At 51.6% G+C, this 21,884-nt stretch carries 15 protein-coding genes; 10 read left to right on the top strand and 5 right to left on the bottom strand.

Annotated features, from left to right (window positions below; genetic code table 11):
* Position 1: 1 nt before the first annotated feature.
* From rsxC to SC206_RS09205, 6 genes are all read left to right on the top strand, one after another.
* Positions 2-2,389 (top strand): electron transport complex subunit RsxC, encoded by a 2,388-nt coding sequence (gene rsxC, locus SC206_RS09230; protein ID WP_332736427.1) that lies wholly within the window; start codon positions 2-4, stop codon positions 2,387-2,389.
* Positions 2,390-3,442: an electron transport complex subunit RsxD gene (gene rsxD / locus SC206_RS09225; RefSeq protein WP_332736425.1), complete on the top strand. Its 1,053-nt coding sequence runs from the start codon at positions 2,390-2,392 to the stop codon at positions 3,440-3,442. It begins immediately after the preceding gene.
* 9 nt (positions 3,443-3,451) lie between these two features.
* Entirely contained in the window at positions 3,452-4,084 is a 633-nt protein-coding gene (rsxG, locus tag SC206_RS09220) for an electron transport complex subunit RsxG (protein ID WP_332736423.1), read from the top strand.
* On the top strand, positions 4,077-4,784 hold the full coding sequence (locus tag SC206_RS09215; protein WP_332736421.1) for an electron transport complex subunit E: 708 nt from the start codon (positions 4,077-4,079) through the stop codon (positions 4,782-4,784). The genes rsxG and SC206_RS09215 overlap by 8 nt, the downstream gene beginning before the upstream one ends.
* Positions 4,784-5,419: an endonuclease III gene (gene nth, locus SC206_RS09210; protein WP_332736419.1), complete on the top strand. Its 636-nt coding sequence runs from the start codon at positions 4,784-4,786 to the stop codon at positions 5,417-5,419. Before SC206_RS09215 ends, nth begins: the two co-directional genes overlap by 1 nt.
* Before the next feature lie 754 nt (positions 5,420-6,173).
* The gene (locus SC206_RS09205) at positions 6,174-6,347 is read left to right on the top strand and encodes a hypothetical protein (RefSeq protein ID WP_332736417.1); all 174 of its coding nucleotides are present in this window, start codon (positions 6,174-6,176) and stop codon (positions 6,345-6,347) included.
* Positions 6,348-6,376: 29 nt separating this feature from the next.
* Here the strand turns inward: SC206_RS09205 and SC206_RS09200 are convergent, their stop codons facing one another.
* Complete coding sequence (locus SC206_RS09200) at positions 6,377-6,898, bottom strand: DUF2501 domain-containing protein (protein WP_332736416.1); 522 nt, start codon at positions 6,896-6,898, stop codon at positions 6,377-6,379.
* Positions 6,899-7,015: 117 nt separating this feature from the next.
* Positions 7,016-7,927 carry a LysR family transcriptional regulator gene (locus tag SC206_RS09195; protein WP_332736414.1) on the bottom strand — a complete coding sequence of 304 codons (912 nt, stop codon included), beginning with the start codon at positions 7,925-7,927 and terminating at the stop codon, positions 7,016-7,018.
* A 149-nt stretch (positions 7,928-8,076) separates the two neighbouring features.
* On the opposite strand from SC206_RS09195, the gene SC206_RS09190 reads away from it, so the two are divergent.
* Entirely contained in the window at positions 8,077-8,517 is a 441-nt protein-coding gene (locus SC206_RS09190) for a hypothetical protein (protein ID WP_332736412.1), read from the top strand.
* 104 nt (positions 8,518-8,621) lie between these two features.
* Here the strand turns inward: SC206_RS09190 and dacD are convergent, their stop codons facing one another.
* Complete coding sequence (gene dacD / locus SC206_RS09185) at positions 8,622-9,791, bottom strand: serine-type D-Ala-D-Ala carboxypeptidase DacD (RefSeq protein WP_332736410.1); 1,170 nt, start codon at positions 9,789-9,791, stop codon at positions 8,622-8,624.
* Positions 9,792-10,139: 348 nt separating this feature from the next.
* Between dacD and SC206_RS09180 the strand changes: the two genes are divergently transcribed.
* A complete protein-coding gene (locus tag SC206_RS09180) occupies positions 10,140-12,446 on the top strand; it encodes an FdhF/YdeP family oxidoreductase (protein WP_332736408.1) in 2,307 nt (768 codons plus the stop codon).
* A gap of 91 nt (positions 12,447-12,537) precedes the next feature.
* On the opposite strand, the gene SC206_RS09175 is transcribed toward SC206_RS09180, so the two are convergent.
* Positions 12,538-17,757: a hypothetical protein gene (locus SC206_RS09175; RefSeq protein ID WP_332736406.1), complete on the bottom strand. Its 5,220-nt coding sequence runs from the start codon at positions 17,755-17,757 to the stop codon at positions 12,538-12,540.
* Positions 17,758-18,004: 247 nt separating this feature from the next.
* Between SC206_RS09175 and SC206_RS09170 the strand changes: the two genes are divergently transcribed.
* A complete protein-coding gene (locus SC206_RS09170; protein WP_332736403.1) occupies positions 18,005-19,942 on the top strand; it encodes an exoribonuclease II in 1,938 nt (645 codons plus the stop codon).
* Between the two features lie 227 nt (positions 19,943-20,169).
* Positions 20,170-21,384 carry an FAD-dependent oxidoreductase gene (locus SC206_RS09165; RefSeq protein ID WP_332736402.1) on the top strand — a complete coding sequence of 405 codons (1,215 nt, stop codon included), beginning with the start codon at positions 20,170-20,172 and terminating at the stop codon, positions 21,382-21,384.
* A gap of 127 nt (positions 21,385-21,511) precedes the next feature.
* Here SC206_RS09165 and SC206_RS09160 read toward each other — a convergent pair whose 3' ends face one another.
* On the bottom strand, positions 21,512-21,793 hold the full coding sequence (locus SC206_RS09160; RefSeq protein ID WP_332736401.1) for a hypothetical protein: 282 nt from the start codon (positions 21,791-21,793) through the stop codon (positions 21,512-21,514).
* Between the last annotated feature and the right edge of the window lie 91 nt (positions 21,794-21,884).

Here is a 21,884-nt window from a genome sequence, read left to right as displayed (position 1 = left end):
CATGTTCAATCTGTTTGCTGCGCTCAAAAAAGAGAAAATCTGGGACTTCGACGGCGGCATCCATCCGCCGGAAATGAAGACCCTGTCGAGCCTGGTGCCGCTGCGCCGGCTGCCTCTTCCAGAGCGCTTTATCATTCCTTTACAGCAGCATTTGGGGCCTGAAGGCGAGCTTTGCGTTAGCGCGGGCGAGCAGGTATTCAAGGGCCAGCCGCTGACCGTCGGACGCGGGCGTACCGTGCCGGTTCACGCGCCAACGTCTGGCGTGATTACCGCTATCGAGCCACACATCACCGCGCATCCGTCCGGTTTGAAAGAGCTGTGTGTAATTATCGAAGCCGACGGCGAAGACCGCTGGGGCGAGCGTGAATTTGTCGAGGATTACACCCAGCTCGATGCCGCCGCGCTGAATCAGCTGATTCATCAGGCCGGAATCGCTGGTCTTGGCGGCGCGGGCTTCCCGACCGCCAGCAAGATTCAGGGCAATCTCGACAGCACCCGCACGCTTATCCTCAATGCCGCTGAATGCGAACCATACATCACCGCCGACGATCGTCTAATGCAGGAGCACGCCGACGAAATTCTGGCTGGCACGCGTATTCTCTGCCACATGCTGCATCCCGAGCAGGTATTAATTGGCATCGAAGACAACAAACCCGAAGCGATCGCCGCGTTCAAAAAGGCGATTAAAAACGAGCAGCATCCGGGCGTTAAAATCGAGCTGCGCGTGGTGCCAACGAAATATCCTTCCGGCGGTGCCAAACAGCTGACCCGTATTTTGACTGGCAAAGAGGTGCCGAAAGGCAAACACTCCTCCGCGATTGGCGTGCTGATGCAAAATGTCGGTACGGTTTTTGCCATCAAACGGGCCATTATTGACGCCGAGCCGTTAATCGAACGCGTAGTAACGCTCACTGGCGAAGCCGTGAAAAAACCGGGCAATGTCTGGGCACGATTAGGTACGCCGGTGGCGCATCTGCTGCGCGAAGCGGAATTCACCCCGCCGAACCAGAAGAAGATGGTGATCATGGGCGGCCCGCTAATGGGCTTTACCCTGCCTTCGCTCGACGTGCCCGTGGTTAAAATCAGTAACTGTTTGCTCGCACCTTCTGAAAGTGAAATGAGCGAACCCGAGCCGGAAGAAGCCTGCATTCGCTGTAGCCTGTGTGCCGAAGCTTGTCCGGCGGGCCTGCTACCGCAACAGCTTTACTGGTTCAGCCGCGGTCAGGAACACGAAAAAGCGCGTAATCACAATCTTTTCGACTGCATAGAATGTGGTGCCTGCGCCTACGTTTGTCCGAGCAATATTCCGTTGGTGCAGTATTACCGTCAGGAAAAAGCTGAAATCCGCGCCATCGATCTCGAAGCCTCGCGCGCTGCCGAAGCCAAAGCACGTTTCGAAGCTAAACAGCTGCGCATGGAACGCGAAAAACTGGCGCGTGAAGAAAAACACAAGAAATCAGCGGTTAAGCTCAGCGATGAAGAGACCGCCGCGCTGCAACCACGGGTGAGTGCCGTGGCTAAAGCAGCAACCACTGACGCTAAAGCGGCCGAATCTGCGCCAGCGGCCGATGCTCGACAGGCTGCGCTTGCGGCCGCCATTGCGCGAGCGAAAGCTAAAAAGGCCGAAGTCAGCAAAGACGTTGAAGATGTGCCGGTTTCAAACGAACCTCTCGCCACGCCTGCGGAAATGCCGGTTGAAGGCGACAGTCGTAAAGCCGCCGTTGCCGCCGCGATTGCCCGGGCGAAGGCCAAAAAAGCTGCCGCTGCGGCTAATCCAGAATCTGTCTCTCAACCTTTGGTTGAAAAACCGGTCACGGAAGCGGCTGCTGAACCTGCGAATGAGGCGTCGCCAGAAGACAAGCGCAAAGCCGCCGTTGCCGCCGCCATTGCTCGCGCCAAAGCTAAAAAAGCGGGCGTTGAGCCTGTAGCGCAGGAAAAAGCAGCGGCTGAACCAGTTAAAGAGGCTTCGTCTGAGGCATCGCCAGAAGACAAACGCAAAGCCGCCGTCGCTGCTGCCATTGCTCGTGCGAAAGCTAAAAAAGCGGGCGTTGAGCCCGTAGCGCAGGAAAAAGCAGCGGCTGAACCTGTTAAAGAGGCTGCGTCTGAGCCGTCGCCAGAAGATAAACGCAAAGCCGCCGTTGCTGCCGCCATTGCTCGTGCGAAAGCTAAAAGGGCAGGTGACAACGTCACGCAGGAACGCCAGTCAGTGACACCGTCACCTGTTAGTGATGAAAAAGTTGAACCTCAGCCCGTTCAAAAACAACAGGCAGAATCACCATTAGAAGGCGATCCACGTAAAGCTGCCGTAGCAGCAGCGATCGCCCGCGTTAAGGCCCGCAAAGCCGCTCAAGCTCAGACGTTGTCGAGCGAAATGTCGAACGAGGAATAGATGGCCTTTAGAATCGCAAGTTCTCCTTTTACCCATAATCGGCAGAGCACCAGCTCAATTATGCTGATGGTTGTTTTGGCCTGTATTCCCGGCATTGTCGCGCAGGTCTGGTTCTTTGGTTATGGCACCCTGATTCAGATTGCGCTGTCGATTCTCATCGCGGTACTAGCAGAAGGCGCGGTGTTACAGCTGCGTAAAATGCCGGTTAGCAAGCGTCTGGGCGACAATACTGCCCTGCTGACCGCCGTGCTTTTGGGCGTCAGTCTGCCGCCGCTCGCGCCGTGGTGGATGGTGGTCATCGGCACGATCTTCGCCATTATTATCGCTAAACAGCTTTACGGCGGACTCGGCCAGAACCCGTTTAACCCTGCGATGGTCGGCTATGTCGTGCTGCTCATCTCCTTCCCGGTGCAGATGACGACGTGGCTGCCGCCCGAGGCTTTGCAGGCGCATCCGGTCGGGTTTGTCGATTCGCTGCTGACCATTTTCAGCGGCCATGATTCGCAAAACATGACGGCTTATCAACTGCAAATGAACGTCGACGGCATTACACAGGCGACGCCGCTCGACGGTTTTAAAACCGGTTTGCGTTCAGGTCACACGGCGGCACAGGTGCTTAAAGAGCCGATGTTCAGCGGCGTGCTGGCCGGTTTGGGCTGGCAGTGGATTAACCTCGGCTTCCTGGCGGGCGGACTTTATTTGATGTGGCGTCGGATCATCAGCTGGCATATTCCGGTCAGCATGCTGGCGATGCTAACGTTTTGCGGCGGGCTGGCGTGGTTGCTGGCACCGGGTGCCTATTCGCCGCCGATTATTGGCCTGTTCTCGGGCGCAACGATGCTGGGCGCGTTCTTTATTGCTACCGATCCGGTCACGGCGTCTACCACGCCAAAAGGTCGTTTGATTTTCGGTGCTCTGATCGGCCTGCTGGTGTGGTTGATTCGCGCGTACGGCGGTTATCCAGACGGTGTAGCTTTCGCCGTGCTGCTGGCCAACATTACCGTGCCGCTCATCGACCATTACACTCAGCCTCGCGTTTACGGCCATCGTTAAGGAAAGATTATGTTAGACACTATGCGCCGCTACGGCCTGACGCTGGCCTTCTTCGGGATACTCATGACGGGAATGACCGCGCTGGTTAACCTGTTGACCAAACCGACGATTGCCCATCAGGCATTGTTGCAGCAGAAAACGTTGTTCGATCAGGTCATTCCAGCCAGCGAATATGACAACAACATGCAGCAGGAGTGTTACAACGTCACCGATGAGTCACTCGGCACCGCGACGCCGCACAACATGTACATTGCGCGCAAAGGCGGCAAGCCGGTCGCGGCGGTTGTTGAAACCACAGCACCGGATGGCTATTCAGGCGCTATCCAACTGTTGGTTGCTGCGGATTTTCATGGCAAGGTATATGGAACACGCGTTCTTGAACAACATGAAACGCCGGGCTTGGGCGACAAGATTGAAGTACGCATTTCCGACTGGATCAAAAGCTTCGCCAATCAAACGGTTAATGGCCCTAATGATGCACGTTGGGCAGTGAAGAAAGATGGCGGCATGTTTGACCAATTTACCGGGGCGACAATTACCCCTCGCGCCGTCGTGCGTTCTGTAAGACGAACCGCGCTGTTTATCGAAACTGTGCCTGCGCAGCTTTCCCACCTCACCCCTTGTGGAGCACATAATGAGTGAAGCAAAAACACTAATCGTTAACGGGCTGTGGAAGAACAACTCCGCGCTGGTGCAGCTGCTGGGCCTTTGCCCTCTACTGGCGGTAACGTCTACGGCGACCAACGCCCTGGGTTTAGGTCTCGCGACCACCATGGTATTGACGTGTACCAACGCGATGATTTCGGCTTTCCGCCGCTGGGTGCCGAGCGAAATCCGTATCCCGATTTATGTGCTGATTATCGCCTCTGTGGTTAGTACGGTGCAGATGTTGATCAACGCCTACGCCTTCGCGCTTTATGAGGCGCTCGGGATTTTTATTCCGCTAATTGTGACCAACTGTATTGTTGTCGGTCGCGCGGAAGCCGTTGCTGCCAACAGCCCCATCCATCTCGCCGCGCTCGACGGCATGATGACTGGCCTTGGTGCTACGGCCGCGATGTTTGTGCTGGGTTCGATGCGCGAAATTCTGGGTTCGGGCGTGCTGTTTAACGGCGCAGACCTGCTGCTCGGCCCGTGGGCGAAAGTGCTGCGGGTTGAAGTCGTGCATCTCGATAATCCGTTCCTGCTGGCGATGTTGCCCCCTGGCGCGTTTATCGGTCTTGGCATGCTGTTGGCCGGTAAGTATCTGATTGATCAGCGGATGAAAGCCCGTGCCGCTGCACGCGCTGCGCATACGTTGCCGCAGGGTGCCTTATCTCAAGGCAATAACGGTAAAAGTTAATGAACAAGGAAAAACGCGTCAGCATTCTTGAGCGCCTGCGCGCCAACGATCCGCACCCAACCACGGAGTTGGTATACACCACGCCGTTTGAACTATTAATCGCCGTTTTGCTTTCGGCGCAGGCCACCGACGTCAGCGTTAACAAGGCAACGGCCAAGCTCTATCCGGTAGCTAACACGCCGCAGGCTGTCTGGGATCTCGGCGTTGATGGCGTGAAGGTGTACATTAAGACTATCGGTTTGTTTAACGCCAAGGCTGAAAACGTCATCAAGACCTGCCGCATTTTGCTGGATAAGCATCAGGGCGTGGTCCCCGAAGACCGCGCCGCGCTTGAAGCCCTGCCCGGCGTTGGCCGCAAAACTGCCAACGTGGTATTAAATACCGCTTTTGGATGGCCCACGATTGCCGTCGACACGCACATTTTCCGCGTCTGTAATCGCACACGTTTTGCCCCCGGCGAAACGGTGGAAAAAGTCGAAGAACGGCTATTAAAAGTCGTCCCAGCGGAGTTTAAATTAGATTGTCATCATTGGTTTATCCTGCACGGGAGATATACCTGTGTGGCACGGAAACCTAGATGCGGATCATGTTTGATAGAAGACATATGTGAGTACAAGGAAAAGACTCAGATTTAAAAGGGGTTTTTTCTTTTAGATTTGGAATCTAAAGGCAATTTTTAAATTCAAGTTCAACTGCATGCGCTTCGCTTACTGCGCGGCGGCGCAGACCGCCTCAAGGATGTTCCTAAGCGAACACCCTTGAGAATCCCGCGCTTTTTTTCCAAAGTTGCAACTTGAGGACGAGAAAGTTACATCTTTCCAGCGACCACCGCGCGTGGCGTAGGTCGCGGCGCTCCGCGCTTCCCTCGCTACGTTCACAAGCCAAAAACGTCTTGCTCAACTTCGCTCAGCGCCGCCCTGATCCCGCCAATCACAGCCTCAAAAGAAAAAACGGATACTTTTAAGCGGTCAAGGGCCGATCACTCAGGCCTAGTTAAGGTAATCAGCAACATCAGATAAAAATCAGGAAATAATCAGTTTTAATTTGCACGAATACTCGTCTAAAAGTTTGAGTTGCCCGGTAAAAACAAAGAATTTTAATCTTGGACAGATCGGTCCTTGACCGCCTAAGAGTTATCGGTTTTTTATTTTTAGCTATTATTGGCGGTATCGGGGCGGCGCTGAGTGGAGTGATTTGAGACGTCTTTGGCTCAAATCCGTAATGAGGGAACGGCGGAGCCGCGCGACCTACGCCACACTTTGAGGTCACTGGAAAGATCTCCCTTTGTAGTCCTCAAGTTGCAACTTTGGAAAAAAAGCTCGGATTCCAAAGGCCCGAGCGACTGCGGGCCTTTGGGCGGTCTGCGCCGCCGCGCAGTAAGCGAAGCGCATGAATTTGATTTTAAAGATTTTGACCCAAAGAAAATTGCCTTTAGATTCCAAATCTAAAACCGAATCCGGGCCTTTGGGCGGTCTGCGCCGCCGCGCAGTAAGCGAAGCGCATGCATTTGATCTTGAAGTTGAACTTAAAAACTCATTTTGCAATAAAAAATTAAATTCTTAAGAACCCGAAATTTTCCAATTTCAAATTTCTTACAAGAAAGATTTAGCCTGCTTCAACACCACATTGCATGCTTTGGTCTTCACTTTCTCTTTAATCTGCGTCATGCCACCCGAGCTCAGCGTGCTCAAATCGACATTTTGACCATTACCCGTGTGCAACAGGCCGTTAATCCCATCCTGATAATCGGTTTTCTGCGCCGCCGCCGTTGAATCTTGCAGGCCAAGCTTGTTCATCAGCTTATCTTTAACCGATTCCGTGCTGGTCGCGGAGAGCACGTTGTTTTTTACACAGTACTCAAGAATACCGGCCGCGTTAGTGCTGCTCTTGGCAGTGAGGTTATTATTGCTGCCATTGAGTAATGTAGTCAGCTGGCCAAGGGAGTTGGTATTAGTGGTATTAGCAGCACCCGATGTGGTGCTAGAGCCGCCGCCGAGCTGCTGATTTGCAGCGTCGGTCAGCGAGCCGAGCAAATTGTTTGCCGCCTGCGCGCCGCTTGCCAACAGGAATCCACTCGCCGCCAAGGCTAAAACCGTGCTCTTAAATGCTTTCATTTTTGCTCCATTATTCTGCGGTTAACATCTCAATTTCACGCAATTCTGCGCATTTCCTTACATAATCTTGGCGTGTTGAGTAGGCGTTCGCAATAGGAATGCGTCGCATAATGCGGATTAACTCAGGTTTCCGCGATCGGCCAACCATTGGCTTGCAGCACCGAAAAAATGTTGTGCCAGCGGTGCCGCCCTTCCCGCTTCGGCCACCACCAGCGCAGCGTGGCGACTCATTGGCGCGATGTCGAGCGGACAACGTTTTAAGGCGGGCGTCATTTCATCAATCAGATGACCGCGTGGCACCAAAGCGCAGCCTAGGCCAACGAATACACCCTGCATCAACTGAAAAATCGAGCTGCTTTCCAGAATTGGATGTAATTCAAGGCCGTTGGTTCGGAAATAGTTATCGAGATAACGGCGGAAATAACGGCTCGGTTCCGATAAACATAGCGGCAGCGCGGCGACCTGCGCGGCATCAAGCGTGGAGAAATTTTCGAGCTGTGGAAAATGCGCGGGATGATAAACCAGATCAACGCCGCCGTCCTGCAACGGAAACAGCTGGAATCGCAGCTCGTTAAGAGTCGAAAATTCGAAAAAGCCGATGCCGATATCAACCGCGTGGCTGCTCAGCGATTCGATGAGCTGGTCGGCGCTGACTTCGGAAACGCGATAATCCAGACCAGCATGCGTTTCGCCAATCCCCTTTAACAGCGCCGACAGCGAAAGGCTGCACTGCGGCATCACGCCAATTCGCAACGTGCCGCTGAGTCCCTGCTTCAACGAGGCGACTTCCAGCTTGAGCCCCTCATAAACCGATACTATCTCGCGGGCCCAGCTTAATACGCGCACGCCTTCCGGCGTAAAACCTTCGAAGTTATTGCCGCGATTGATTAAATTAAGGTCCAGCTCTTTCTCGAGATTCTTAAGGCGCATTGATAGGGTTGGCTGGCTGACAAAGCTGGCTTCCGCCGCGCGACCAAAATGTTTTTCTCTTTCAAGGTTACATAAATATTGAAGTTGCTTGATATCCATGAATATTGGGCTGGCCTGCTGAGAATGAGTAGCGAAAGTATAACAAATATGCAAAAACGATGACGATTAACACTGGCATTAAACATGAAACTTTACTTAACTGAACGATAGGGTAAAGTTTAATTCTTCCTTCTAGAGAAGTGTTTAATATGACCTCTGACATTAGGCGTTTTATTAGTGGAACCGTTGTATTACTGCTGGGGTCGCTGCAAATGGCTCAGGCAAGTGATGCGTTGGATAGAACCATTGTCTCACCACAGGGAGAACACGTTGCCACTTCGACTCCGTCAATCGGCGATATCTATCGTCAGTGTAATAACGGGGCCGATTATGTGGGTACAAAAGCGTCGGAAGCGCAAAGGCAACTTTGCATAGGCTTTATGGCCGCTGCCGCGCAGTCTGCGGCGCAAGGTGCATCAGGCACCTGTCCGCCAGTTTCCTATCGACAAATATTGGCAAAAGTGAACAGTAGAATCAGCAATGCCGATGAATGGAAACAACCTGCACTCCCATTTTTAGTATCTTCGTTACAAGAGCTAGGCTGTACTGATAAACCTGTTCCGCAAAAACCGGTGACGCAACAGCAATAAAGAGCAAAAAATAGCCTGCACTTTGCGGTGCAGGCTATTTACTGTTTCAACTGATCTCGAGTTTCAACTCATCTGGCTTTTCAAGTTATCGAGATCACAGCTGCTTAGATTTTCAGCTTAATGTAGTCGATAGCGCGGCTAACAATCCCACCCTTCGGCGTATCTTCCAGCGCCACCAGCGGAACGGTCTTGATGACTTTGCCGTTATCAACAATATTAATGGTGCCAACGCTCTGGCCTTTCGCCAGCGGCGCATCAATCTGCTGATTATTCAACACGTATTGGGCTTTAACTTTTTCGCTGTCAGCCTGCGGAATATTCAGATAAACATCGTCCAGACTGCCGACTTTGACCTGTGATTTATCGCCGTACCAGACTTTTTCATTGGCAACGGTTTGACCCGCTTTAAACACCTGCATGCTGGTGAATTCGCGGAAGCCCCAAGTCAGCAGTTTGCGCGCCTGCTCTTCACGGCCTTTCGAGCTTTTACCGCCCATCACCACCGCAATCAGACGACGATTACCTTCGGTCGCGGAGGCAATGATATTAAAGCCTGCCGATTCGGTGTGACCCGTTTTCAAACCGTCGACGTGCAGATTTTTATCCCACAGCAGGCCGTTACGGTTTTGCTGGGTGATGTTGTCATAGGTCAGCGATTTTTCGTTATACATCGCATACTCTTCCGGCTCGCCGCCGATAATCGCGCGCGAAAGCTTGGCCAGATCGTAGGAAGTAGTGAACTGTCCCGGCGCATCGAGGCCGTGAACCGTTTCGAAATGCGAGTTGGTCAGACCCAGTTTCTGCACGTACTGGTTCATGATGCCGACGAACGAATCCTGACTGCCGGCCACGTAGTTAGCCATGGCGACACAGGCGTCGTTACCGGAATCGATAATAATGCCGCGCACTAAGTCACGCACGGAAACGCGGTCGCCAGGTTTCAGGAACATCAACGAAGAACCGGCAAGGCTTTTATTACCCGCGACCCAGGCTTCCTGCGGCACGGTAACCATGTCATTCATCGTAATTTTGTGCTGATCCAGCGCGCGGTCGATGACATATCCTGTCATCAATTTTGTCAGGCTGGCAGGATTGCGGCGCTCGTCAGGATTGCCGGAAGCCAGTACGTCACCGGAAGCGTAATCCATGAGAACAAAAGAAGCAGCGTCAATGCTGGGCGGCACGACCTGAAAATCGATGGGTGCAACAGCCCACGCGTTACTGGCAGAAACACAGATTACACCGGACAAAATACTTAATACTAAACGCTTCACTTAATCATCCTCAAACGCTTCTTTTAAATCAGCCAAACCCGAATCCTGCGGCGGCCAAACAAGGTTGAATTGTACCATTGGCGGCATAGGGTGCATTAATTAACGTGCAAGCTAAACAAGAAGAGCTTTGCAAAAAGTTTCATAATGAAACCATTTACTTACATTTTATCGGCCATTTAAAAGAATTTATCCATCATTGATGCGCTCTATCCCACGATTGCAACATTCGATTAGACTGGATCTCAAAACCCTCATAAAATTGTGACATATTATTAACATCACTGTTAACTTCCTGATAATAAGTCGCCTAGAAGCGATGGACTCACTCAAACCTGCGAAGACAATCACATGAAATTTAAATCCGAGATTAAACCTTATACCGGCGCGGCTGGCGGTTGGGGATCGCTGGAAGCGACCACCCGCTATGTGTTCGACAGTAAAAAAGTGTTGTCCAATCTGCGCAACCTAATGCGCGTAAATAAAGGTCGCGGTTTCGACTGCCCGGGCTGCGCATGGGGCGATGACAACCACAGCACCTTCAGTTTTTGTGAAAACGGCGCCAAAGCCGTCAGTTGGGAAGCGACGCGAAAAGCGGTCGAGCCAGAGTTTTTTGCCCAGCACAGCGTCAGCAAACTGCGTGAACAAAGCGATTATTTCCTTGAGTATCAAGGACGTTTAACCCACCCAATGCGTTACAACCGCACCACCGATCACTATGAACCAATCTCGTGGGACACCGCCTTCTCGCTGATCGCCAGCCATTTAAACGGCCTCGAAAGCCCCGATCAGGCCGATTTCTACACCTCTGGCCGCGCCAGTAACGAAGCTTCTTACCTTTATCAGGTATTTGGCCGCATGTTCGGCACCAACAACTTCCCAGACTGTTCAAACATGTGTCACGAAGCCAGCGGCGTTGGCCTCAAACAGAGCATTGGCGTGGGTAAAGGCACGATTCGTCTCGATGATTTCGAGAAAGCCGACGCAATTTTCGTTTTCGGTCAGAATCCGGGCACCAACCACCCGCGCATGTTGCACAGCCTGCGTCACGCCGCCGATCGCGGAGCCAAAGTGGTGAGTTTCAATACCCTGCGTGAACGCGGCCTCGAGCGTTTTGCCGATCCGCAAAAGCCTCTTGAAGTGATGACCACCAAAGCGGGCCGCATCAGCTCGGCGTACTATCAGCCAAATCTTGGCGGTGATATGGCGGCGATTCGCGGCATGGTTAAAGTGCTGTTGCAGACTCATCGCCAGCGTATTGCTTCGGGCGAACCTTCCCTGTTTGATCAACAGTTTATCGACCAAAACTGTCACGGCGTTGACGAGTATCTGGACATCGTTGACCTCACCTCCTGGGAGCAGATTACCCGCCAATCTGGTCTGACCGAGGTTGAAATTCGTGAAGCCGCGACCCTTTACATGAACGCCGAGCGCGTGATTTGTACCTGGGCGATGGGTGTGACTCAGCATAAACACTCCGTGGCAACCGTGCGCGAAATTACCAACCTGCAACTGCTGTTTGGCCAGCTCGGCAAGCCGGGCGCGGGCCTGTGTCCGGTGCGTGGGCATAGTAATGTGCAGGGCAATCGCACGATGGGCATTGATGAAAAGGCCCCAAAACCGCTGCTCGACAACCTTGAGCGCCACTTTAAATTTACTCCGCCGCGCGAGCCGGGCCACAATACGGTTGAAGCGCTTGAAGCGATGCTGCGTGGCGAAGCCAAAGTGCTGATTGCGCTGGGTGGCAATCTGGCCGCCGCTGCGCCGGACACGCCGCGTACAGAGCAGGCGTTAAGCAATTGTGACCTGACCGTGCAGATTAGCACCAAGCTTAACCGCAGCCACTTAACTCCGGGTCGCGAAGCGCTGATTTTACCGACGCTGGGTCGCACCGAGCTGGACATGCAGGCTACGGGTTCACAATTCATTACCGTTGAAGATTCTTTCAGCATGGTGCACGCCTCCGAAGGGGTTGGCATTCCGCTGTCAGACCAGCAACGTTCTGAAACCGCTATCGTTTGTGGTATCGCCGACGCCGTACTAGGCAAGCGTTATCTCGACTGGATGGCATTGGCCGATGATTACAACCTGATCCGCGACCACATCGAAGCGACCATTCCCGGCTTTAAAGATTTTAATGCACGCTGTGATATCAAAGGTGGTTTCTATCTGGGTAATGCCGCCGCCGAGTTGAATTTTAATACGCCAACCGGCAAGGCTAACTTCTCGGCTGCCCCGCTGCCTGAGCGCGTTATCCCGATGGAAAACGACGAGGCGCCGTTTACCTTGCAGACGCTGCGTTCGCATGACCAGTACAACACCACTATTTACGGCCTTGACGACCGTTATCGCGGCGTTTATGGTCAGCGCGAAGTGCTGTTTATTCACCCTCAGGATCTCGCAGATTTAGGCATGCAGGACGGAGAGCTGGTGGAAATCGAAACCCTATGGAGTGACGGTATCGAACGAAAAGTCAGTGGATTCAAGCTAGTTAGCTATGATATTCCGCGCGGTAATCTGGCGGCCTATTACCCAGAAACCAACCCGTTGGTTCCCCTGTCGAGCTTCGGCGATCAGACCCATACGCCAACCTCAAAATCGATTCCGGTCGCGATTCGTCGCTGTGAAGCCGTAGTGGATTCACGCCGTATTGCCTGATTATTAGCTCTCAGTTAATAACCAGCAATTGGGTTCGTCCACTTACTTGATAAATGAAAGGTACGCTTCGGCGTACCTTTTTTGTTGCAGGTCATAGCGAGAAATCGGGCGGCAAGATGTTGCCAAACCGTGTCTGGCGATAGGCGTCGAATTCAATACAGGCTTCCGCCGGCCAATAATCTGGAAAGGCGATGAGCGTGTTATCCGTCTGATCTTCTAACGCCTGTTGTAACGTCACTGTAGCGCTGGTGTAACTATCAATAAGGGTGATCAATACTTCAGGTTTGATAAAGTCACTTGCCGAATACTTCAGGGAAATCTTCAGAATAAAATCAGTTGCAATGATTCGATTACTTCCGTTTCCACTATAAATCGCCTGATATAGCGCACTGTTTTTTCGTTCGTTCTCGCGATCGGCATCACTCGCTGACAGGTAACCTTCAATTTCTCGTCGTAGCATGGCATTGCCGCGTAAAATAATGTTACTTTGAAGTTGCACAGCCAGTTTTCGATGCAGCACTTCAAGCAGGCCGACCTCCCTGCACTGCCCGAGTTGGCAATGTTCAAAGGTCATGGCCATGAATTCTTCACGGTCAAAACCGTAACGCACCACTCTGCTCGAAAGAAACAGCGCGGCAGGCAGCGAAAAGTAAGGTGTGTAAAGTGACTTAACCATGCCGATGCCTAAACCTGCACGGCGATTATTAGTAAGCCGGGTTGCCCGTTCGCTTAATAACTGTTCGGGCGTAGCATTGAGATACTGATGGAGCAAAATCATTACGTTGGCCGGTATTTCTTTGGCGAAGATAAACTGCGGTTTGCCGTTATATTTTTGCTTTACCGCATAGCGCTGCGAAATAGCCTGCTCGAGCGTCAACGTTGAAACAATAAACGGATGCCAGTCGATACGGGTTATCTGAACACCTGAAATATCGACGCTACAATGATTTACCAGATAGTGTTGTAGCTGAGCAAAGTTAAAATTTAGATAGCTCAGGTGGCTTAGCGCTATATATTGCAGCCGGTGCAGCCTATTAGTCTCCATGACATAGTTCGTCGCAGTGGCGTGGCGATAACGTTCCAGCGCCTGCATAAGGGATTGCTCAATAAAGGCCGGATAAATTATTTGGCTATTCTCAAACTGGGGCAGGCTTAAGGCATCAATAACCCGCGTAAAGTGGGCGGATTCACTCGCGTAAGTATGCGGAATTTGCCAGCTGATTATCTCGGCTTCCCCTAATGAATAATCAACCTTATACAACCAGCTCAATAAAGCGAGATAACTTTTTGCGTCTAACGTGAGTAGTTTAAGATAGATAAAAGGCTGCAGGCTGTTCTCTTCCGTATGCTCCACTCCCCTTAAAAAATTGGCAGAATCTGGCAGACGGCGATGTTTTGCAGATGCCGCTCCTGCCGCCGAGACAGGGATGCCGGCTAATAAACGGTCCATGATCGCGCGATTAACGTGCCAGCCCGCCAGCTCTTCGTCATCCAACACAGTCGCTTTTATCTGCTCGTTCTGTGGCATTTTCACCAACCCTTGATGAGTGAAGGCTGCCGCTGTCGGTTGATCGAGCCGGGTTTCATGGCGAATACGAGTTCCGCCCTCTTTACTCGAAAACTCCAGACTCAGGCGATTGCTATCAATGAACTTTAATTTGAAGTCGTCTATCAGCGTATCCTGATATCCGCCGTGCTTAAACTCATTGTAAGCCGCCAATATATAGGCCTTAAAGGTTTCAATGGTCGCTATTAACAAAATTGCCTGTAGGACTAACTTTAACCCGGCTTTTTTAAGCAGCAAGCTGGGGATATTACCCAGCAAAGCATCCGTGGTTTCGGCCAATATCACGAGACTGAGCTGTAAAAATTGCCATTGTCTTTCCTTGACTCGATCATTCAATACGCCAAGAAAGCGCATAATGTCATCTTCACGAGGCAGTAAATTTTCGCTGGGGGAACGCAGCAACGTATTCATACTCAGTTGACCACGTAAACTGGTGGTCGAACTATAAATGTTTTCGATACTGGCAGAGGTCTGCAATTTATTTATCGGTACTCCCTCTATACTTAAGCCCTCAATGGGCGTGCCTGCGCCTGATGCGAAATAACAGCTGGAACGGCCTAACGTTCCCACGCTTGAAAAAGATTCCACGCTCGAACCGTGTATTTGGGTGATCATGGCAGAGGCCGAATCAGTCCGAATGGTGTGAGACGCCGGGGAGATAGCAGCAGAGAGTATTTCAGTCGATGCTTCGGAAGCGACATAAATACCGTGTCTGGGCGATACAAATAAGGTTCGCAGTGAACTTACCGAGTCGCTGAGATCGGTAAATAGGTCCTGAGGCGAAAAGTAAAAACTGCTTCTAAGGGCCTTGATTAATTCGCCGCTTTTTTGCACCAGTAGCGTAGCCGTTGGCGCTTCAATACTACAGACAATCAGCCTTTCTATTTCGTCCTGCTGCTTGTCCTGCAAACTCTCATAACAGCCCCACAGTGGAACAAAAAGTTCTAATGACAAACCGCTATACCAGGTTTTCATGCGGGTACCAAAGGTACTTCCAAGCAGCTTATTTTTGCGTGGCGTCGTAAAAGCGATGTTATCCACAAAGGCCACCGCTACCTGCTCCAAGAATCCGTTTTTATCACTCTGTGAAAGCGGGCCGAACTGTTTAAGCTGTTCGAAGGATAAATTCAGACCGCCATCAATGTCGCTGAGTTCATAGCCCGTGGTGGTAAAAAAGACTTCGTTGATATTGCCCTCGCGATAAAACTTCTTATTGCTCAAAAGTTCATTAATAGCCTGAGCTTCACTGCTCGCCAGATAAGAGCACTCTCCTGATTCATCAATGAAAAAAAAGAAGGTCGCCTGATTAAATTCGAATCGGAACGCCCCGCCCTGAAATAGAGTCTGTCCGGCCAGCTGCTTTGAGGCGGGCTTTAGCCAGCAGCTAAAATTTATGCGTAATACGCTAACTTTCAGGCGTGCTAAAGAAGACTGATAAAACCAGTTGCTCAAGATAAACTTTAGAGTAATTGCCGTAGAGCTGACTAACGAGCTTCTTATAGTATCGACATTACTCTGCTGAGTTTGCACATCGGTACGTCTTTCTAACGCATGCAGCCTTTCAACCACGGCCCGACTGCCCATCGATAATATTTGGTAGCGTAATACTTCCTGCTGCCTAAAAGTAGAAAGTAAATCTACAACCCTATTGCTTTGATTATCGGTGAGCTTTTCATGTAACAGATCAAGGGTCATAAGCTCGAAAACAAAAATCAGCGGCGGCTGATTCAATAAATTAATTATCTTGGATTTGTCTTGGCTGTTTCTCAGTCCATCACCTAAAAGATTAATAAAATCATTGGCGGTATCGATCGGTTTACCGCGCAAACGAGCGGGGAAATATTGCTCAAGGCAGAGGCCAAAGAGGATTTTCCAACCGCGCATTTCATGGCTGGTGTAGTTATCTTGGGCCACGTGCTGTAATGGAAAGCTGAGATGCAAAATAACTCGGCGCAGTATTTCATCTAAATTTTGGCTACCGCTATTTGGCTTGATAAAAGCCGCAAGCTCTCTGACAAAGTCTTCATCAAGCGGCTGCAAACGACCGAGCAAGCTATATAAGGCGTTGTGATCCTGCGGTTGAAATACGCAATCCACATTCAGCTGATGAAGCAGGTATTTGAAAAAGCCGTTAACTATCCAACTCTTAGGTTGCTGCGTAATCTCGAGTTTTGCACTGCGATAATAGTTTGCGATGGCGTTGGGCAGAGCTCCATCTTTTGGGTCGAGAAGATAGCTTTGTGTTTCCTCCGTCAGCAACGCTTCTACCCATTGAAGCACCGTCATGCTCGCGTCATTCGGTGACATTAATCGCTTCAGTCGGCGGGTAATATCGAGATACTGATAGTCATCAGGAAAGAACTTGTCGAGAGTCAGTGGCTTCTGAATCAAGGTGGCCGCTATTTCGCGCGGCCTTCGCGCTATTGGATTCCAATGCGGATGAATTACCTCCTTTATCTTGCCCGCTTCTGCCACGGGTAAAAGGCTGGTATGACTATCCAGCCAGACTAATGCCTGCGTAATTACGCGAATCCCCTCGTTAATTAGCGAAGAACTTGGGTGGCTTGCTGAAAGATTATCGGACGGCGCGGCGCAAGTGAGTGCAGATTCGGCGGTGCTTGATTGCGTGACTAATTGCGTGACTAATTGCGTAAATAATCGCGTGATTAGCACATGTGCCGTGGACAGGTTTTTATTGAATACTTGCTTGTTATTGAATACTGGCGGGCTGTTATTTCCTAAATAAACGACCGGCCTGTCTCCCCGAGTACAGAGGGTTATCTCTTGCTGTGCAGTCACGACGGCATAAAACAGCTCTCCGCTGGCAGGATAAATTCGACCAAAAAACTGGGTGGCATTGTTATGCTTGGCATTATGGTCTGAGTTATCTACAAAATGTCGAACAGCCTGCATCGGCTTATTGGCGGCAGATCTTTCGCCCTGCCCAATTAAATAAGCGCTTGAAAACAGCGTAGTCGTAAAAGGTGTTAGCCGATAAGTCTTGTCTTTACGACTTGGCCCAAAATAAGGTTGCATGCCGGGTAAAGCGAGCGCTGCACTCGGCTTTACTACGCGAGTTAACGCTTTTGGCTGTCGAAAATAGGCGTGCGGCGACTCCGCAAGCAATTCCTGAGACGATTCCGCAGACAATTGCGCAAACAATAGGCGCAGCGGCTGGCAGGTCAGTATTTGATATAGCGCGGTGCCAAGACCCGGCACGACATTATTGAGTTGCTGACTTAGTGGACAGACGGCCGCAATTATCATCGATAAAGTAAAATACGAACCGCGATAATGGCGGGCGAAATATTGCAGTAACCACGCATCGTCTTGTGGCCCCAGATATATTCTTGCCTCACTAAGAAGAACTTTAAGCTGGGCCAATACCGCCAGATTGACCGGCGCGGGAATACCGATTGTAGCCAGGCCGGAAAGCTGGAGAAAATCGGCAACCTCCCGAGATAACTCTCCTTTTAATGATTCTGGTGGTGGCAAACGCGAGGGTCGATATAACGCGTCAAGCAGCTGCTGGCTTTCGGCCGAGTCCAGAATGTCGCCTGTTTGACGCATTGGCGAGAGAATCGGTTGCCACCCCGATAATAACCTCACCGGCGCATTGCTTATCGAGGCTATAAAGCGAACAAAGTCATTATAGTGGGCGAGCGCCCTTGTTATTAAGCGGTTAACTGAAAAATCAGGGTGATTGGCGGGTAAATTTTGTGACAGTGAATGGCAAGGTGGCATGGCTATCATCCTAAACAGGAATCAGGCGATCCCATGTGCGGCTAGTTAGCTGTTTTTAAATGTTGAGCGCGTTCTGCGCAATCATATTGCGCTCATGGTCGCCGTGATCGACAGCAAATCGGGCGTTATCTGTTAATGACGCGCCGAATCCGGGCAAAATAGGCAGATGCCCCTTGCCCACAATGGCCGATTCGCGTAAAACTGTCTGCCGCTAATCGAACCACTCTAACCTTATTCTCTGGACGATATGTTTCAAGATAACCCGCTGCTCGCACAGCTAAAACAGCAACTTCACTCTCAGACTCCGCGTGTCGAAGGCATTGTTAAAGGTACTGAGAAAGGCTTTGGCTTTCTTGAAGTAGACGGCCAAAAAAGCTATTTCATTCCGCCTCCGCACATGAAAAAAGTCATGCACGGCGATCGGGTCATTGCCTCGGTACAAACGGAAAAAGAGCGTGAAATCGTTCAGCCAGAAACGCTGGTCGAGCCTTTCCTGAGCCGCTTTGTAGGCCGCGTGATTAAAAAAGATGATCGTCTTTCCATCATGCCTGACCACCCGCTGCTGCGTGACGCCATTCAATGCCGCACCGGCCGTAACTTCAATCACGAAGTTAACGAAGGTGACTGGTGCGTGGCCGAAATGCGCCGCCACCCGCTGAAAGAAGGCGACCGTGCATTTCAGGCCGAGCTGACCGAGTGGATCACCACCGGCACCGACGATCTGGCGCCTTGGTGGGTAACACTGGCACGCCACAACCTCGAGCGTAACGCGCCTGAGTTTAACGTGACCGAGCTGCTGGATCAGGGCTTGACCCGTGAAGACCTGACAGCCCTGCCTTTTGTTACCATCGACAGCGCCAGCACGCAGGATATGGACGATGCTCTCTACGTTAAAGATAACGGTGACGGCACCCTGAACCTGACTATCGCCATTGCAGACCCGACCTCATACGTCACCGAAGGCAGCGACGCGGACAACATCGCCCGTCAACGCGCTTTCACCAACTATCTGCCTGGCTTCAACATTCCAATGCTGCCGCGCGAACTGTCTGACAACATCTGTTCACTGTTGCCAAACGAGCGCCGCCCAGTGCTGGCCTGCTCCGTCACCCTGTCTGCCGACGGCGCGCTGGGCGATGATATTCGCTTCTTCGCCGCGTGGATCGAGTCAAACGCCAAGCTGGTTTATGACGAAGTCTCCAACTGGCTGGAAGATACTGGCGAGTGGAAACCGCAGAACGACACCATCGCCGAGCAGATCCGTCTGTTGAAACGCGTCTGTGACGTTCGCAGCGCATGGCGTACCGCAAACGCGCTGGTGTTTAAAGATCGTCCTGATTTCCGCTTTGTGCTGGGCGAAAAAGGCAACGTGCTGGAAATTATTGCCGAGCATCGTCGCATCGCCAACCGCATCGTTGAAGAGTGCATGATTGCGGCCAACGTCTGCGCCGCTATCGCGCTGCGTGACAATCTTGGTTTCGGCGTTTACAACGTTCACACCGGCTTTGATCCCCTGCTGGTCGATCAGGCTGTTGCCGTGCTGGAAGCCAATGAGGTTGAAGCCGATGGCCCAACGCTGCTGACACTGCCGGGCTTCTGCGCGCTGCGTCGCAAGCTCGACGCGATGCCGACCCAGTTCCTTGACAGCCGCATTCGTCGTTTCCAGACGTTTGCCGAGATCAACACGGTGCCGGGTCCACACTTTGGCTTGGGTCTGGAAGCGTACGCGACCTGGACTTCTCCAATCCGTAAGTACGGCGACATGGTTAACCACCGTTTGCTGAAAGCGATGATCACCCAGCAAAGCGCCGAGAAGCCGCAGGACGAAATGACCGTTCAGCTGGCCGAACGCCGCCGTCTGGGCCGCATGGCCGAGCGCGACGTCGGTGACTGGCTGTATGCTCGTTATCTCGAAGATAAAGTCGGTACCGAAGTTAAATTCAGCGCCGAAATTATCGACGTGACCCGTGGCGGTCTGCGCGTGCGTCTGCAAGATATCGGCGCGGTTGCCTTCATCCCTGCTCCGTTCCTGCACGCCGTGCGCGACGAGCTGGTATGCAGCGTAGACACCGGCACCGTGCTGATTAAAGGTGAAGTTGCCTATCGTCAAAGCGACATTATTGACGTCAACATTGCCGAAGTTCGCATGGAAAACCGCAATGTGATCGCCAAGCCAGCAGCTTAACTCTTCGCTACTTGCCACGATTTACGAGCAACAAAATAGAAACCTGTTGGTTAACGCCGACAGGTTTTTTTTCGCCATTAAAATCTCTGCAAAGCCTATTGGGTAAGCTTCTGATGCGCTAACGGTGGCAGAGCGCGTGTGGCAGGAGTAAAGTAGGCCTCTTGATAAAAATTAAATGATTATCATTATTTTTTACTTTTGGCCTGACACTGAGGAATCCCTTCGCTATGAATACCCCCGTCGAACGCCCGCTGCCTCTCTCGACAAGCTGCTGTATCGTTGGCGGCGGACCTGCCGGACTGATGCTTGGCTACCTGTTGGCGCTAAAAGGCGTTGAGGTCGTCGTTTTAGAAAAGCATAGCGATTTTCTGCGTGATTTTCGCGGCGACACTATCCATCCTTCAACGCTTGAAATCATCTGGCAGCTCGGTTTTCTTGATGAATTTTTAGCTCTGCCACACCAGCGTGCCGAAAAATTGTATGGTGAAATCGCCGGTAGAGAGGCCACGCTAGCCGATTTTTCGCGTCTGCCGACCCGCTGTAAATTTATCGCTTTTATGCCGCAGTGGGATTTCTTGAATTTTATCAGCGACAAAGCCCGCCAATTGCCTAACTTTTCACTGCATCAGAATGTCAGCGTCAATGACCTGCTCGAACAGAACGGCAAGGTCAGCGGCGTACGCGTCTCGCAAAACGGAATCGACAGGCAAATCACCGCCCAGCTGGTGGTTGGCTGCGACGGTCGACATTCTATCGTCCGAGAAAAAGCAGGATTAGAGGTGATGAACTTTGGCGCACCGCGCGACGTGCTGTGGTTGAAAATCACTAAATCCGCCGATGACCCAGAGTGGTCGACCGGCCATCGCGGCCCTAAAAAGGGCTTCATCATGATCGATCGCGGTGATTATTGGCAGTGCGGCTACTCCATCACCAAAGGATCGCTCGACGAGCTTAAACTGCGCGGGCTGGCTGCACTTATTGCTGACGTCGCCGAAATTTCACCTTTTGACGCCGCGCGTTTGCAGCAGGATCTCACTGATTGGGACAAGGTTAAATTACTTCAAATCCGCATTGATCGTCTTAAGCAGTGGTCAAAACCCGAGCTGTTGTGCATTGGCGACGCCGCGCATGCAATGTCGCCAATTGGTGGCGTGGGCGTCAATCTGGCCATTCAAGACGCCGTCGCGACCGCCAATATTCTTGCTCCGGCCTTATTAAAAGGTAACGTGACGCTGCGACATTTGCAGAAAGTCCAGCGCCGCCGCACCTTCCCGACGTGGGCGACCCAGTCTTTGCAGGTGATGATAAGTAAGGCGAGTCAGAAAAAGCGCACAAAACCGCCATCCGGGGTGGAGCTGTGGGTACGACAGCGAGCGTTTATACCGTTTTTGTTTGGGCGATTAATAGGTATAGGGTTTTTTAAAGAAAATTTCAGGAAATGACAATTTGTTTAGCTAGACCGAGCTAATACGGTTTTGGGGAGGTCAACGGATTTTGACCGTTAATCTTTGAGTTCAAATTCAAGTTCAAGTTCAAGTTCAACTTCAAATTCAACTGCATTCGCTTCGCTCAATGGGCGGTGCTGGGCTTGACCGAGCCATTGCGGTTTTTAAATTCAACGGCATGCGCTTCGCTTACTGCGCGGCGCTGAAGCTTAACCGAGCTTTGGCGGTTTTTAAATTCAACTGCATTCGCTTCGCTTACTGCGCGGCGCTGAAGCTTAACCGAGCTTTGGCGGTTTTTAAATTCAAGTGCATGCGCTTCGCTTACTGCGCGGCGCTGAAGCTTAACCGAGCTTAGCGGTTTTTTAGATTCAAAAGCATGCGCTTCGCTTAATGGGCGGCGGCCCATACCGCCTCAAGGGTCGCAGTCTGCACTGAACCCCAAAACTTGGACACCTGTTTTTATTACAACTTTTCACTATGAACCCGGTATTCCACCG

The organism is Rouxiella sp. T17, assembly GCF_036663475.1.
GTDB lineage: Bacteria > Pseudomonadota > Gammaproteobacteria > Enterobacterales > Enterobacteriaceae > Rouxiella.
Note: the sequence above shows the minus strand (reverse complement) of the source record. Positions and strands in the feature narration are given on the sequence as shown.

Excerpts from the sequence above, each read along its gene's own strand:
- SC206_RS09175 (WP_332736406.1), bottom strand. The coding sequence starts at position 17,757 with ATGCCACCTTGCCATTCACTGTCACAAAATTTACCCGCCAATCACCCT.
- SC206_RS09215 (WP_332736421.1), top strand. The coding sequence starts at position 4,077 with ATGAGTGAAGCAAAAACACTAATCGTTAACGGGCTGTGGAAGAACAAC.
- nth (WP_332736419.1), top strand. The coding sequence starts at position 4,784 with ATGAACAAGGAAAAACGCGTCAGCATTCTTGAGCGCCTGCGCGCCAAC.
- SC206_RS09180 (WP_332736408.1), top strand. The coding sequence starts at position 10,140 with ATGAAATTTAAATCCGAGATTAAACCTTATACCGGCGCGGCTGGCGGT.
- SC206_RS09165 (WP_332736402.1), top strand. The coding sequence starts at position 20,170 with ATGAATACCCCCGTCGAACGCCCGCTGCCTCTCTCGACAAGCTGCTGT.
- SC206_RS09190 (WP_332736412.1), top strand. The coding sequence starts at position 8,077 with ATGACCTCTGACATTAGGCGTTTTATTAGTGGAACCGTTGTATTACTG.
- rsxG (WP_332736423.1), top strand. The coding sequence starts at position 3,452 with ATGTTAGACACTATGCGCCGCTACGGCCTGACGCTGGCCTTCTTCGGG.
- SC206_RS09200 (WP_332736416.1), bottom strand. The coding sequence starts at position 6,898 with ATGAAAGCATTTAAGAGCACGGTTTTAGCCTTGGCGGCGAGTGGATTC.
- SC206_RS09170 (WP_332736403.1), top strand. The coding sequence starts at position 18,005 with ATGTTTCAAGATAACCCGCTGCTCGCACAGCTAAAACAGCAACTTCAC.
- SC206_RS09205 (WP_332736417.1), top strand. The coding sequence starts at position 6,174 with ATGAATTTGATTTTAAAGATTTTGACCCAAAGAAAATTGCCTTTAGAT.
- SC206_RS09160 (WP_332736401.1), bottom strand. The coding sequence starts at position 21,793 with ATGGGCCGCCGCCCATTAAGCGAAGCGCATGCTTTTGAATCTAAAAAA.
- rsxD (WP_332736425.1), top strand. The coding sequence starts at position 2,390 with ATGGCCTTTAGAATCGCAAGTTCTCCTTTTACCCATAATCGGCAGAGC.
- rsxC (WP_332736427.1), top strand. The coding sequence starts at position 2 with ATGTTCAATCTGTTTGCTGCGCTCAAAAAAGAGAAAATCTGGGACTTC.
- SC206_RS09195 (WP_332736414.1), bottom strand. The coding sequence starts at position 7,927 with ATGGATATCAAGCAACTTCAATATTTATGTAACCTTGAAAGAGAAAAA.